Annotated in this window: 13 protein-coding genes; 12 read left to right on the top strand and 1 reads right to left on the bottom strand. The window is 70.9% G+C overall.

The annotated features are described in order from the left end of the window. The first annotated feature begins 184 nt into the window (after positions 1–184). The 12 genes from hpnD (at position 185) to ACWGJB_RS01710 (ending at position 13,031) form a co-directional block, all read left to right on the top strand. On the top strand, positions 185–1,138 hold the full coding sequence (gene hpnD, locus ACWGJB_RS01765) for a presqualene diphosphate synthase HpnD (RefSeq protein ID WP_453378291.1): 954 nt from the start codon (positions 185–187) through the stop codon (positions 1,136–1,138). Next, positions 1,138–1,278 (top strand): DUF6380 family protein, encoded by a 141-nt coding sequence (locus ACWGJB_RS01760; protein WP_453378290.1) that lies wholly within the window; start codon positions 1,138–1,140, stop codon positions 1,276–1,278. The genes hpnD and ACWGJB_RS01760 overlap by 1 nt, the downstream gene beginning before the upstream one ends. Then, entirely contained in the window at positions 1,275–2,696 is a 1,422-nt protein-coding gene (hpnE, locus tag ACWGJB_RS01755; RefSeq protein WP_453378289.1) for a hydroxysqualene dehydroxylase HpnE, read from the top strand. Before ACWGJB_RS01760 ends, hpnE begins: the two co-directional genes overlap by 4 nt. Beyond that, entirely contained in the window at positions 2,696–3,823 is a 1,128-nt protein-coding gene (locus ACWGJB_RS01750) for a polyprenyl synthetase family protein (RefSeq protein WP_453378288.1), read from the top strand. Before hpnE ends, ACWGJB_RS01750 begins: the two co-directional genes overlap by 1 nt. Positions 3,824–3,940: 117 nt before the next feature. Continuing rightward, positions 3,941–5,932 carry a squalene--hopene cyclase gene (gene shc / locus ACWGJB_RS01745; RefSeq protein WP_453378287.1) on the top strand — a complete coding sequence of 664 codons (1,992 nt, stop codon included), beginning with the start codon at positions 3,941–3,943 and terminating at the stop codon, positions 5,930–5,932. Beyond that, positions 5,933–6,574 carry a 5'-methylthioadenosine/S-adenosylhomocysteine nucleosidase family protein gene (locus ACWGJB_RS01740; RefSeq protein ID WP_450757655.1) on the top strand — a complete coding sequence of 214 codons (642 nt, stop codon included), beginning with the start codon at positions 5,933–5,935 and terminating at the stop codon, positions 6,572–6,574. Between the two features lie 5 nt (positions 6,575–6,579). Beyond that, a complete protein-coding gene (gene hpnH, locus ACWGJB_RS01735) occupies positions 6,580–7,602 on the top strand; it encodes an adenosyl-hopene transferase HpnH (protein WP_453378286.1) in 1,023 nt (340 codons plus the stop codon). 4 nt (positions 7,603–7,606) lie between these two features. After that, a complete protein-coding gene (gene ispG / locus ACWGJB_RS01730; RefSeq protein ID WP_453378285.1) occupies positions 7,607–8,764 on the top strand; it encodes a flavodoxin-dependent (E)-4-hydroxy-3-methylbut-2-enyl-diphosphate synthase in 1,158 nt (385 codons plus the stop codon). Between the two features lie 27 nt (positions 8,765–8,791). After that, complete coding sequence (gene dxs, locus ACWGJB_RS01725; RefSeq protein ID WP_453378284.1) at positions 8,792–10,813, top strand: 1-deoxy-D-xylulose-5-phosphate synthase; 2,022 nt, start codon at positions 8,792–8,794, stop codon at positions 10,811–10,813. After that, complete coding sequence (locus tag ACWGJB_RS01720) at positions 10,810–12,195, top strand: aspartate aminotransferase family protein (protein ID WP_453378283.1); 1,386 nt, start codon at positions 10,810–10,812, stop codon at positions 12,193–12,195. The genes dxs and ACWGJB_RS01720 overlap by 4 nt, the downstream gene beginning before the upstream one ends. A 93-nt stretch (positions 12,196–12,288) precedes the next feature. Next, positions 12,289–12,912, top strand: a complete 624-nt coding sequence (locus ACWGJB_RS01715; RefSeq protein WP_453378282.1) for a helix-turn-helix domain-containing protein — start codon at positions 12,289–12,291, stop codon at positions 12,910–12,912. Then, the gene (locus ACWGJB_RS01710) at positions 12,909–13,031 is read left to right on the top strand and encodes a DUF6126 family protein (protein WP_362167358.1); all 123 of its coding nucleotides are present in this window, start codon (positions 12,909–12,911) and stop codon (positions 13,029–13,031) included. The genes ACWGJB_RS01715 and ACWGJB_RS01710 overlap by 4 nt, the downstream gene beginning before the upstream one ends. A gap of 22 nt (positions 13,032–13,053) precedes the next feature. On the opposite strand, the gene ACWGJB_RS01705 is transcribed toward ACWGJB_RS01710, so the two are convergent. After that, positions 13,054–13,851 (bottom strand): tyrosine-protein phosphatase, encoded by a 798-nt coding sequence (locus ACWGJB_RS01705; protein ID WP_453378281.1) that lies wholly within the window; start codon positions 13,849–13,851, stop codon positions 13,054–13,056. Between the last annotated feature and the right edge of the window lie 147 nt (positions 13,852–13,998).

Below are 13,998 nucleotides of genomic sequence, written 5' to 3'. Positions count from 1 at the left end.
CGCGCGCGGGTGTCGTGCCCGATAGTGTTTGCTTTAGTTGGGGGGGGGGGGGGGGGGGGGGGGGGGGCGCGCGCCCGCCCGCGCCCCCCCCCCCCCCCGCCGAATACGACGTACTTCCCGGCCCGCCCAAGCCCGGCAAGGGCCGGTTGCTGCGTGAGGTGGGCGTGACTCTGCGAGGAGAGGGGTGATCCGGACCGTGGACTCTCCCACACATGTGTCCGCACCGGTACTCGCCGCCTACAGCTACTGCGAGACCGTCACCGGACAGCAGGCACGGAACTTCGCCTACGGCATCAGGCTGCTGCCTGCGCCCAAGCGGCGCGCCATGTCGGCGCTCTACGCCTTCTCCCGGCGCGTCGACGACATCGGCGACGGCGTGCTGGCCGACGACGTGAAGGCGGCCCGCCTGGAGGACACCCGGGCGCTGCTCGCCCGGGTCCAGGACGGCGCGGTCGACGAGGACGACACCGACCCGGTCGCGGTCGCCCTCGCGCACGCCGCCCAGGCCTTCCCGATCCCGCTGGGCGGCCTGGACGAGCTGATCGACGGCGTGCTGATGGACGTTCGCGGCGAGACCTACGAGACCTGGGACGACCTCAAGGTCTACTGCCGATGTGTGGCCGGCGCGATCGGCCGGCTCTCGCTCGGTGTGTTCGGTACCGAACCGGGGGCGCGCGGCGCCGAGCGCGCGCCGGAGTATGCCGACACGCTCGGGCTCGCACTCCAGCTCACCAACATCCTCCGGGACATCCGCGAGGACGCCGGGAACGGCCGCACCTATCTGCCCGGCGACGACCTCGCCAAGTTCGGCTGTGCCGCCGGGTTCCACGGGCCGACCCCGCCGGAGGGCTCGGACTTCGCGGGTCTGGTGCACTTCGAAGTACGGCGCGCCCGTGCCCTGTTCGCCGAGGGCTACCGGCTGCTGCCGATGCTCGACCGGCGCAGCGGCGCCTGTGTCGCCGCCATGGCCGGCATCTACCGCCGGCTGCTCGACCGCATCGAACGGGAACCGGAGGCGGTGCTGCGCGGCCGGGTCTCGCTGCCCGGACGCGAGAAGGCGTACGTCGCCGTACGCGGCCTGTCCGGACTCGACACCCGGCGCCACACCTCCCGCCGGACCGTCAGGAGGCGCGCCTGATGGACAAAGTGGGCCAAGCTGACGCCGCCGGAGAAAAACGGCAGGCAACCCTCCGGTGCGGCGCGGCGTCCCTGACTGCGACGGCCCGCCCTGCCCCGTTCCACCGGCACGGCGGGCGGGCAGGGGAGGCTGCACGATGACCCACGGCACGCGATCCGAACGGACGCACGGCGACATCCCGTCCGGGCGCACCGCCGTCGTGATCGGCGGCGGCCTGGCCGGCGTGACGACCGCGCTGGCACTCGCCGACGCCGGGGTGCACGTGACGCTGCTCGAGGGCAGGCCGCGCCTCGGCGGGCTCGCCTTCTCCTTCCAGCGCGGCGACCTGACGGTCGACAACGGCCAGCATGTGTACCTGCGTTGCTGCACCGCCTACCGCTGGTTCCTCGACCGCATCGAGGGCGCGGCGCTGGCACCGCTCCAGGACCGGCTCGACGTGCCCGTGCTCGACCTCGCGAAACCCGAGGGGCGCCGGCTCGGCAGACTCCGCCGGGACCCCTTGCCGGTGCCCCTGCATCTGGGACGCAGCCTCGCCGCCTACCCGCATCTCTCGCTCGCCGAGCGCGCCAGAGTAGGCCAGGCCGCTCTCGCCCTCCGAGCACTCGATCTCGGTGATCCCTCGCTCGACACACAGGACTTCGGCAGCTGGCTGGCTGCCCGAGGCCAGTCGGCGCGGGCCATCGAGGCACTGTGGGACCTGGTGGGGGTCGCCACCCTCAACGCGGTGGCCCGGGACGCTTCCCTGGCGCTCGCCGCGATGGTGTTCAAGACCGGTCTGCTGTCCGACCCGGGCGCGGCCGACATCGGCTGGGCCCATGTGCCGCTGGGCGAACTGCACGACCGGCTGGCCCGCAAGGCGCTCGACTCCGCGGGCGTGCGCACCGAGGTCCGTACACGCGTCACCTCCGTCTCCACTAACGAGAACGGGACGTGGAGCGTTCAGGTTCCCGGCGAGACGCTCACCGCCGACACCGTGGTGCTCGCCGTGGCCCAGCGCGAGGCGTACGACCTGCTGCCCCAGGGCGCCCTCGACACCCCGGAGAACCTTCTGGAGATCGGCACCGCGCCGATCCTCAACGTCCATGTGGTCTACGACCGTACGGTGCTCACCAAGCCGTTCTTCGCGGCCCTGGGCACCCCGGTCCAGTGGGTGTTCGACCGCACCCACGCCTCCGGGCTGCGCGAGGGCCAGTACCTCGCACTGTCGCAGTCGGCCGCCCAGGACGAGATCGACACACCCGTGGCCGTCCTGCGCGAGCGCTATCTGCCCGAGCTGGAACGGCTGTTGCCCGGCGCGCGCGGCGCCGGGGTCAAGGACTTCTTCGTGACCCGGGAGCGCACCGCGACCTTCGCCCCCACCCCCGGCGTCGGGCGGCTGCGGCCCGGCGCCCGCACCAAGGCACCCGGCCTCTATCTGGCCGGAGCGTGGACCGCCACAGGGTGGCCCGCGACCATGGAGAGTGCGGTCCGCAGCGGTGTGAACGCGGCCGACGCCGTGCTGCGCACCCTGGGCCGGCCCCGCCCCCGTCACCTCTTCGAGTTCGAGGAGGCAGCGTGATGCTCGATCAGCAGGCGGCAGGCCCCCGCACCCCCGGTACCGCAACAAGAGGAGAAACTGTGCCCACTGTGCCCCCGGCCGAGACGGCTGCCGACGCGGTGGACGTGACCGCGCTCCTGGAGCGCGGCCGGACCCTTGCCAACCCGGTACTGAAGGCGGCCGTCGACCGCCTGGCACCCCCCATGGACACCGTGGCCGCCTACCACTTCGGCTGGATCGACGCCGAGGGCAACCCCGCCGACGGCGACGGCGGCAAGGCCGTACGGCCCGCGCTCGCCGTGCTCTCCGCCGAGGTCACCGGCGCCGCCCCCGAGGTCGGCATCCCCGGCGCCGTCGCCGTCGAACTCGTCCACAACTTCTCCCTGCTGCACGACGACCTGATGGACGGCGACGAACAGCGCCGCCACCGCGACACCGTCTGGAAGGTGCACGGCCCCGCCCAGGCCATCCTGGTCGGCGACGCCCTGTTCGCCCTCGCCAACGAGGTGCTGCTGGAGCTCGGCACCGTCGAGGCCGGCCGCGCCACCCGTCGGCTCACCACCGCCACCCGCGCCCTGATCGACGGCCAGGCACAGGACATCTCCTACGAGCACCGCGACCGGGTCAGCGTCGAGGAGTGCCTGGAGATGGAGGGCAACAAGACCGGCGCGCTGCTCGCCGCCTCCAGCTCCATCGGCGCGGTGCTCGGCGGCGCCGACGACCGCACCGCCGACACCCTGGAGAAGTACGGCTACCACCTCGGCCTCGCCTTCCAGGCCGTCGACGACCTCCTCGGCATCTGGGGCGACCCGGACTCCACCGGCAAGCAGACCTGGAGCGACCTGCGCCAGCGCAAGAAGTCCCTGCCGGTCGTCGCCGCGCTCGCGGCGGGCGGCCCCGCCTCCGAGCGGCTCGGCGAGATCCTCGCCGCCGACGCCAAGAGCAGCGACTTCGAGAACTTCTCCGAGGAGGAGTTCGCCGCCCGCGCCGCCCTCATCGAGGAAGCCGGCGGCCGTGAGTGGACCGCCGAAGAGGCGCGTCGTCAGCACACCATCGCCATCGAGGCCCTGCACGCCGTCGACATGCCCGACCCGGTCCGGGCCCAGTTCACGGCGCTCGCGGACTTCGTCGTCGTACGAAAGAGATGATCATTATCGGTCGAATAGCCCTCGCGTAGTCGCCGGCCGGTGCGAGCGCGCAACCAGCACCGGCCGACGGCGGACCCACAGCAGAACGATTTCGCACGACTGCACGAAGGGGAAGCCATGACAGCGACGACCGACGGAAGCACCGGGGCCACCCTGCCGCCCCGCGCTGCCTCGGCCAGCACCGACCTCACCACCCCCGCGGCGGCCGGGGTACAAGAAGCCGCCGAACGCGCCGCGAGGCGTGCCACCGACCATCTGCTCGCCCGGCAGGACGCGCAGGGCTGGTGGAAAGGTGACCTGGAGACCAATGTCACCATGGACGCCGAGGACCTGCTGCTCCGTCAGTTCCTCGGTATCCGCGACGAGTCCACGACGGCCGCCGCCGCGCTCTTCATCCGCGGCGAACAGCGCGAGGACGGCACCTGGGCCACCTTCTACGGCGGCCCGGGCGAACTCTCCACCACCATCGAGGCGTACGTCGCCCTGCGGCTGGCCGGGGACGCTCCCGACGCGCCCCACATGGCGAAGGCGTCGGCCTGGATCCGCGAGCGCGGCGGGATCGCCGCCGCCCGGGTCTTCACCCGGATCTGGCTGGCCCTGTTCGGCTGGTGGAAGTGGGAGGACCTGCCCGAACTCCCGCCGGAACTCCTGTACTTCCCCAAGTGGTTCCCGCTCAGCATCTACAACTTCGGCCAGTGGGCCCGGCAGACCATCGTGCCGCTCACCGTCGTCTCGGCCAAACGCCCGGTGCGCCCCGCACCCTTCCCGCTGGACGAGCTCCACACCGACCCGGCCGCCCCCAACCCGCCGCAGCCCCTGGCCCCGGTGGCCAGTTGGGAAGGCGTCTTCCAGCGGCTCGACAAGGTTGTCCGCGGCTACCGCAAGGTCGCGGTGCGCCGGCTGCGCGGCTCCGCCCTGAACTCCGCCGGCCGCTGGATCGTCGAACGCCAGGAGAACGACGGCGCCTGGGGCGGCATCCAGCCGCCGGCCGTGTACTCGGTGATCGCCCTGCACCTGCTCGGCTACGACCTCGAACACCCCGTGATGCGCGCCGGCCTGGAGTCGCTGGATCGTTACGCCGTGTGGCGCGAGGACGGCGCCCGGATGATCGAGGCCTGCCAGTCCCCGGTGTGGGACACCTGTCTGGCCGCCATCGCCCTCGCCGACGCCGGCCTGCCCGCCGACCATCCGCAACTGGTCAAGGCCGCCGACTGGATGCTCGGCGAGCAGATCGTGCGCCCCGGCGACTGGGCCGTGAAACGCCCCCAGCTGCCCCCGGGCGGCTGGGCGTTCGAGTTCCACAACGACAACTACCCCGACATCGACGACACCGCCGAGGTCGTCCTCGCGCTGCGCCGGGTCAAGCACCACGACCCGGAGCGGATGGAGAAGGCCATCGGGCGCGGGGTGCGCTGGAACCTCGGCATGCAGTCGAAGAACGGCGCCTGGGGCGCCTTCGACGTCGACAACACCAGCCCGTTCCCCAACCGGCTGCCGTTCTGCGACTTCGGCGAGGTCATCGACCCGCCCTCGGCCGACGTCACCGCGCACGTCGTGGAGATGCTCGCCTTCGAGGGCATGGCCCACGACCCGCGCACCCGGCGTGGCATCGAGTGGCTGCTGGCCGAACAGGAGCCGGACGGCTCGTGGTTCGGGCGCTGGGGTGTCAACTACGTCTACGGCACCGGCTCCGTGGTGCCCGCGCTGACCGCGGCCGGGCTGCCCGCCTCGCATCCGGCGATCAGACGTGCGGTGACCTGGCTGGAGCAGGTCCAGAACGAGGACGGCGGCTGGGGCGAGGACCTGCGCTCCTACAAGTACGCCGGCGAATGGAGCGGGCGTGGCGCCTCCACCGCCTCCCAGACCGCGTGGGCGCTGATGGCGCTGCTCGCGGCGGGGGAGAACCACTCCAAGGCCGTCGAGCGGGGCGTGCGGTGGCTCGCCGAGACCCAGCAGGAGGACGGCTCCTGGGACGAGCCCTACTTCACCGGCACCGGCTTCCCCTGGGACTTCTCCATCAACTACCACCTCTACCGGCAGGTCTTCCCGCTCACCGCGCTCGGCCGGTACCTCCACGGCGAGCCCATGCCCGAGGCCGAGAGGAGCTGAATGAGCACCACGCCCGCTCCGGCTCCGCTGCTGATCGCCTGCGCGCTCGGCATCGAGCACTTGGCCCTGCGCGCCGGCGAACGCGGCGGCGCGGGCGGGCCGGTCACCGTGCTGCGCACCGGCATGGGCCCCAGGGCGGCGGAACGGTCCGTCACCCGGGTCCTGGCCGACCCGGCACTCGCCGGTGCCGCCGTGCTGGCCACCGGCTTCTGCGCGGGACTGGCCCCCGGGATGCACCCCGGCGACCTGGTCGTCGCCGAGGAGACCCGGGACCCGCGCGGCAGTGTCCCCTGCGTCGGCACCGAACTCCTCGTGAAAGAACTCGTGCGGACCGTACCCGGCCGCACTGTCCACACCGGCCCCGTCACCGGCTCCGATCACGTCGTCCGCGGTCACGAACGGTCCGATCTGCTCGCGACCGGCGCAATCGCGGTCGACATGGAGTCGGCGGCCACGCTCCTCAGCGCCGTGCGCGCGGGCGAACGCCCGGTTGCGGCCGTCAGGGTGGTCGTGGACGCTCCTGAACATGAACTCGTCCGGATCGGCACAGTACGCGGCGGAATATCGGCTTTCCGCGTTCTTCGATCCGTTCTTCCAGCTTTCTTCGAATGGCACCGTTCGTTGTTGCTCCCCCGGAGGTGAGCCAGATGGCCATGCCGCTGCGCCAGTCCATCAAGGTCGCGACTTACTTGGCTGAACAGAAGCTCCGCAAGCGGGACAAGTTCCCCCTGATCGTGGAGCTGGAACCCCTCTTCGCATGCAACTTGAAGTGCGAGGGATGCGGCAAGATCCAGCACCCGGCGGGTGTGCTCAAGCAGCGCATGCCGGTCGCCCAGGCCGTCGGGGCGGTGTTGGAGTCCGGTGCGCCGATGGTGTCCATCGCGGGCGGCGAGCCCCTGATGCACCCTCAGATCGACGAGATCGTGCGGCAGTTGGTGGCGAAGAAGAAGTACGTCTTCCTCTGCACCAACGCCATGCTGCTGCGCAAGAAGATGGACAAGTTCACGCCCTCTCCCTACTTCGCCTTCGCGGTGCACATCGACGGGCTGCGTGAGCGGCACGACGAGTCCGTGGCGAAGGAGGGCGTGTTCGACGAGGCGGTGGCGGCCATGAAGGAGGCCAAGCGGCGCGGCTTCCGGGTGACCACCAACTCGACCTTCTTCAACACCGACACCCCGCAGACCATCATCGAGGTGCTCAACTTCCTCAACGACGACCTCAAGGTCGACGAGATGATGATCTCGCCCGCCTACGCCTACGAGAAGGCCCCCGACCAGGAGCACTTCCTCGGCGTGGCACAGACCCGCGAGCTGTTCAAGAAGGCCTTCGCGGGCGGCAACCGGCGCAAGTGGCGGCTCAACCACTCCCCGCTCTTCCTGGACTTCCTGGAGGGCAAGGTCGACTTCCCGTGCACGGCCTGGGCGATCCCGAACTACTCGCTCTTCGGCTGGCAGCGCCCGTGCTACCTGATGAGCGACGGGTACGTGCCGACGTACCGCGAACTCATCGAGGAGACCGACTGGGACAAGTACGGCCGCGGCAAGGACCCGCGCTGCGCCAACTGCATGGCGCACTGCGGCTACGAGCCCACCGCCGTCCTCGCCACCATGGGGTCCCTGAAGGAGTCGCTGCGCGCCATGCGCGAGACGGTCACCGGAAACCGGGAGTGACTGCATGACCGCCATCTCCCTGGGCCTCCCCGAGGTCCCGGCCCGGCCGGTCGCCGAGCGGCGCGAGTCGCGGCAGATCCACGTCGGGCCGGTGGCCGTCGGGGGCGGTGCCCCGGTGTCGGTGCAGTCGATGACCACGACCCGTACGTCGGACATCGGCGCCACCCTCCAGCAGATCGCCGAGCTCACCGCGTCCGGCTGCCAGATCGTCCGTGTCGCCTGCCCCACGCAGGACGACGCGGACGCCCTGGCGACGATCGCGAGGAAGTCCCAGATCCCGGTGATCGCGGACATCCACTTCCAGCCGAAGTACGTGTTCGCGGCGATCGAGGCCGGCTGTGCTGCCGTCCGCGTCAATCCGGGCAACATCAAGCAGTTCGACGACAAGGTGCGGGAGATCGCGCGGGCCGCGAAGGACCACGGCACGCCGATCCGGATCGGCGTCAACGCCGGCTCGCTGGACCGACGGCTCCTTGAGAAGTACGGCAAGGCCACCCCGGAGGCGCTGGTGGAGAGCGCTCTCTGGGAGGCCTCGCTCTTCGAGGAGCACGACTTCCGGGACATCAAGATCTCCGTCAAGCACAACGACCCGGTCGTGATGATCGAGGCCTACCGGCAGCTCGCCGCCCAGTGCGACTACCCGCTGCACCTCGGTGTCACGGAGGCCGGCCCGGCCTTCCAGGGCACGATCAAGTCGGCGGTGGCCTTCGGCGCGCTGCTCTCCCAGGGCATCGGCGACACCATCCGGGTGTCGCTGTCCGCCCCGCCCGCCGAGGAGGTCAAGGTCGGCATCCAGATCCTGGAGTCCCTGAACCTCCGGCAGCGGCGCCTGGAGATCGTCTCCTGCCCGTCCTGCGGGCGCGCCCAGGTCGACGTCTACAAGCTGGCGGACGAGGTGACGGCAGGGCTGGAGGGGATGGAAGTTCCCTTGCGCGTCGCCGTCATGGGATGCGTGGTCAACGGCCCCGGCGAGGCACGGGAGGCCGACCTCGGCGTCGCCTCCGGCAACGGCAAGGGCCAGATCTTCGTCAAGGGCGAGGTCATCAAGACCGTCCCCGAGTCGAAGATCGTGGAGACCCTCATCGAGGAAGCGATGAAGATCGCCGAACAGATGGAGCAGGACGGCGCCGGGTCCGGAACACCCGCCGTCACCGTGAGCTGAACAGCACGGACCGAGAGGGGGCCGAGCGTGACGATTCTGGAGACCATCCGGGGACCACGCGACCTGAAGGCGCTGTCCGAGGCGGAGCTTCGGGAACTGTCCGAAGAAATACGTGAGTTCCTGGTGCACGCGGTCGCCAGGACCGGCGGTCACCTCGGCCCCAACCTGGGCGTCGTGGAACTGACCGTCGCACTGCACCGGGTCTTCGAGTCCCCGGTCGACCGCATCCTCTGGGACACCGGCCACCAGAGCTATGTGCACAAGCTGCTGACCGGCCGTCAGGACTTTTCCAAGCTGCGCAGCAAGGGCGGCCTGTCCGGATACCCCTCGCGCGAGGAGTCCGAGCACGACATCATCGAGAACAGCCATGCCTCCACCGCGCTCGGCTGGGCCGACGGCCTGGCCAAGGCCCGCCAGGTGCAGGGGGAGAAGGGCCATGTCGTCGCGGTGATCGGCGACGGCGCGCTGACCGGCGGGATGGCCTGGGAGGCGCTCAACAACATCGCGGCCGCCAAGGACCGGCCGCTGATCATCGTCGTCAACGACAACGAGCGGTCGTACGCCCCCACCATCGGCGGCCTCGCCAACCATCTGGCCACGCTGCGCACCACCGACGGCTACGAGCAGGTGCTGGCCTGGGGCAAGGACGTACTGCTGCGCACCCCGTTTGTCGGCAACACCATCTACGAGTCGCTGCACGGCGCCAAGAAGGGCTTCAAGGACGCCTTCGCCCCGCAGGGCATGTTCGAGGACCTGGGCCTCAAGTACGTCGGTCCGATCGACGGCCACGACATCAGGGCGGTCGAGTCGGCGCTCAGGCGCGCGAAGCGCTTCCACGGGCCGGTGCTCGTGCACTGCCTCACGGAGAAGGGACGCGGGTACGAACCCGCCCTCGCCCACGAGGAGGACCACTTCCACACCGTCGGCGTAATGGACCCGCTCACCTGCGAGCCGCTCGCGCCGTCCAACGGGCCGTCCTGGACCTCGGTGTTCGGCGACGAGATCGTCCGGATCGGCGAGGAGCGCGACGACGTCGTGGCGATCACCGCGGCCATGCTGCACCCGGTCGGCCTCGGCAAGTTCGCCGCGCGCTTCCCCGACCGGGTCTGGGACGTGGGCATCGCCGAGCAGCACGCGGCGGTCTCGGCGGCGGGTCTCGCGACCGGCGGACTGCACCCGGTCGTCGCCGTCTACGCCACGTTCTTGAATCGTGCCTTCGACCAGTTGCTGATGGACGTGGCGCTGCACCGCTGCGGGGTGACGTTCGTCCTGGACCGGGCGGGTGTCACAGGGGTCGACGGTGCCTCCCACAACGGGATGTGGGACATGTCCGTGCTCCAGGTGGTCCCGGGCCTGCGGATCGCCGCCCCGCGCGACGCCGAGCAGCTGCGCCTGCAGCTGCGGGAGGCGGTCGCCGTGGACGACGCGCCCACGCTGGTGCGGTTCCCGAAGGAGTCGGTGGGGCCGGAGATCCCGGCGGTCGACCGGATCGGCGGACTGGACGTACTGCACCGTGGCGCGGACGCCCAGGTGCTGCTGGTCGCGATCGGCGTGATGGCGCCGGTCTGCCTCCAGGCCGCGGAGCTGCTGGCCGCCCGGGGCATCGGCTGCACGGTCGTGGACCCCCGTTGGGTCAAGCCCGTGGACCCCGCGCTGCCGGTCCTGGCGGCCCAGCACGAGCTGGTGGCCGTCGTCGAGGACAACAGCCGGGCGGCCGGCGTCGGCGCGGCGGTCGCGCTCGCGCTCGGTGACGCCGAAGTGGACGTACCGGTACGGCGGTTCGGGATTCCGGAGCAGTTTCTGGCGCATGCGAAGCGGGGGGAGGTGCTGGCCGACATCGGGCTGACGCCGGTGGAGATCGCGGGGCGGATCGGGGCGAGCCTCGCGGGGCGGGGGGCCGAGAGCGCCTACGGGGGTGCCGCGGGGGGTCGTGCGGCGGGTGCGGCGCCGTCCGGACTGGTCGCGCCCCGCGGCGGTAGCCGCAAATCGATGCGCCCTGCGCCCCTGAGGGGCGCTGATGCCGAGGGCGTTGACAAGGAGAGGCAATGAGTAAGGAGTTCGACCTCGGCGCCTTGCTGGCCGAGCGTGGAGCCGAGCGGTACGAGCTGCACAGCAAGTACCTCAACCACCAGCTCCCGCGCATGCTGCACACCATCGGCTTCGACAAGGTCTACGAACGGGCCGAGGGCGCCCATTTCTGGGACGAGGACGGCAACGACTACCTGGACATGCTCGCCGGGTTCGGGGTGATGGGCCTGGGCCGCCACCACCCCGTCGTCCGCAAGGCCCTGCACGACGTCCTGGACGCGCAGCTGGCCGACCTCACCCGCTTCGACTGCCAGCCGCTGCCCGGACTGCTCGCCGAGCGGCTGCTCGCCCACAGTCCGCACCTGGACCGGGTGTTCTTCGGCAACAGCGGCACCGAGGCGGTCGAGACGGCGCTGAAGTTCGCCCGCTTCGCCACCGGCAGACCCCGCGTCCTCTACTGCGACCACGCCTTCCACGGCCTGACCACCGGCTCGCTGTCGGTCAACGGCGAGGACGGCTTCCGGGACGGCTTCGCGCCGCTGCTGCCCGACACGGCCGTACCCCTTGGTGATCTCGACGCCCTGGCGCGTGAGTTGAAGAAGGGCGACGTGGCCGCCCTGATCGTCGAGCCGATCCAGGGCAAGGGCGTGCACGAGGCGCCGCCCGGCTACCTGCGCGGCGCCCAGGAGCTGCTGCACAAGCACAAGGCGCTGCTGATCGCAGACGAGGTGCAGACCGGCCTCGGCCGTACCGGCGACTTCTACGCCTACCAGCACGAGGACGGCGTCGAGCCGGACCTGGTGTGCGTGGCCAAGGCGCTGTCCGGCGGTTATGTCCCGGTGGGCGCGACCCTCGGCAAGGACTGGATCTTCAAGAAGGTCTACTCGTCCATGGACCGGGTCCTGGTCCACTCGGCGAGCTTCGGCGCCAACGCCCAGGCGATGGCGGCCGGACTCGCCGTCCTCTCCGTCATGGAGAACGACCAGGTCGTCGCGGGCGCACGGGTCGTGGGGGAGCAGCTCAAGTCACGGCTCACCGAGCTGATCGACAAGTACGAGCTGCTCGCCGACGTGCGCGGCCGGGGCCTGATGATCGGCATCGAGTTCGGCAGGCCCAGCTCGCTCAAGCTACGCAGCCGCTGGACCATGCTCCAGGCCGCCCGCAAGGGCCTGTTCGCGCAGATGGTCGTCGTACCGCTGCTGCAACGGCACCGGATCCTCACCCAGGTCTCCGGCGACCATCTGGAGGTCATCAAGCTCATCCCGCCGCTGATCGTCGACGAGACGGACGTGGACCGCTTCGTGGCCGCCTTCACGGACGTGATGGACGACGCGCACAGCGGCGGCGGCCTGATGTGGGACTTCGGCAAGACCCTCATCAAGCAGGCGGTGGCCAACCGCTGACACCCGGCGGGGGCCTCCTGCGGGCGGCCCCCGCCTTTTTGTCTCTGAGGCAAGAAATTTGCCGCTGAGGCAATAGCCGGGCTCAATGGAGGCATGAACGCCTCAGACCCGGCGCCTCCCGCCGGTCCCGGCGACGACCTGCCCGCCGTCGCCCCCCAGCTGCGCTCCCTGCGCCGCCGCGCCGGCCTCACCCTGGAGGCCGCGGCCCGGGACGCCGGGCTGTCGCCCGCCCACCTCTCCCGGCTGGAGACCGGGCAGCGCCAGCCCTCGCTGCCGATGCTGCTCACACTCGCACGTGTCTACGGTACGACGGTCTCCGAGCTGCTGGGCGAGACGGTCGCCGACAAGGACGCGATCGTGCGGACCGCGGACATGGAGCCGACCAGGGCGGGCGGCTGGACGTACTGGCAGGCCGGGGCGTCCGGCCGCGGCATGCAGGCGCTGCGCGTCCGGGTGCCGTACGCCACCCAGGGCGACATCGTGCGGGTGCATCCCGGCGAGGAGTGGCTGTACGTCCTGCACGGGCGGCTCCGGCTGCGCCTCGGTGACACCACCCATGTCCTCGGGCCCGGCGACAGTGCCCACTTCGACTCGCTCACCCCGCACCGGCTCGCCGCCGAGGACCACGACGGGGTCGAGCTGCTGTTCGTCCACACCCTGCTGCAGAGTCCCCTGGCCGCGTTGTGCCTGGGGCCGATCACTGGAGAGCTGCCGTGAGCAACATGGAGGAGAAGTTCCCCCGGGCCCTGTGGGTCCGGCTGATCATCTACATCGCTGTCGGGCACGTCTTCGCCGCCTTCCTCTACCTGCTGTTCGCCGTCGGCGGCAAGGGCTGAGCGCTCCCGTCTGCGCCCGGCCTCAGTCGAGGAGGCGCGCGCGCAGCCGCTCGCGGGTCTCCGGGGTGAGCTTCAGGCCCTGCTCCAGGTACGTGTCGACGTCACCCCACGTCTCCCCGATGCTCTCGAAGGCCGCCGTCAGATACTGCGCGCGGGCCTCGAAGAGCGGGCTCAGCAGCTCCATCACCTCGGGGCTGTACGCGCTGTCCCCGCCGCCGCTGCGCCGCACCTTGTAGCGGCGGTGCTTGGCGTTGGACTCCAGGTAGTCGGCGAGGATCGCGTCCCGCTCCACGCCCACCGCGAGGAGCGTCACGGCTATGGAGATGCCCGCCCGGTCCTTGCCGGCCGCGCAGTGCATCAGCGCCGGGACGCTGTCCTCGGCGAGACCGTGCAGCACGCGCGAGTGCTCGTCGGTGCGGTCCCTGACGATCATGCGGTACGAGCTGACCATCCGGTTCGCGGCCTTGCCGTCGCCCAGGAGGCCGCGCAGCTGCTCGATGTCGCCCTCGCGGACCATTGTCCAGAACTCGGCGCCGTGTGCCGGGTCGGTCAGCGGCAGGTTCACGTTCCGCACGCCGGGCAGCTCGACGTCCGGGCCCTCCAGCTTCTGGTCGGCCGCGTTGCGGAAGTCGAAGATCGTGTGCAGGCCGAGGGAGGCGAGGAACTCCGCGTCCTGCTCGGTCGCGTGCGCCAGATGCCCGCTGCGGAACAGCACACCGTGTCGGACCCGGCGCCCGTCCACGGTCGGCAGGCCGCCCACGTCACGGAAGTTGCGCACGCCGGCCAGCTCGGGCTCGGTCGACGGGACCTGCTGCGTCACGGGGGCTCCTCCCGGTCGGCCCCATCGGCGCTGCTCGTCGACGGGCACTGGATCGACCATACGACATCGGTTTCCACGGGCAATGAGTTGTCCACAGGCGTTGCCTCCGAGGCCCGCGCCCTTGATGATGTTGGTGCTTGAGCGGAT

The sequence above is a fragment of the Streptomyces sp. NPDC054813 genome (assembly GCF_053611365.1).
Note: the sequence above shows the minus strand (reverse complement) of the source record. Positions and strands in the feature narration are given on the sequence as shown.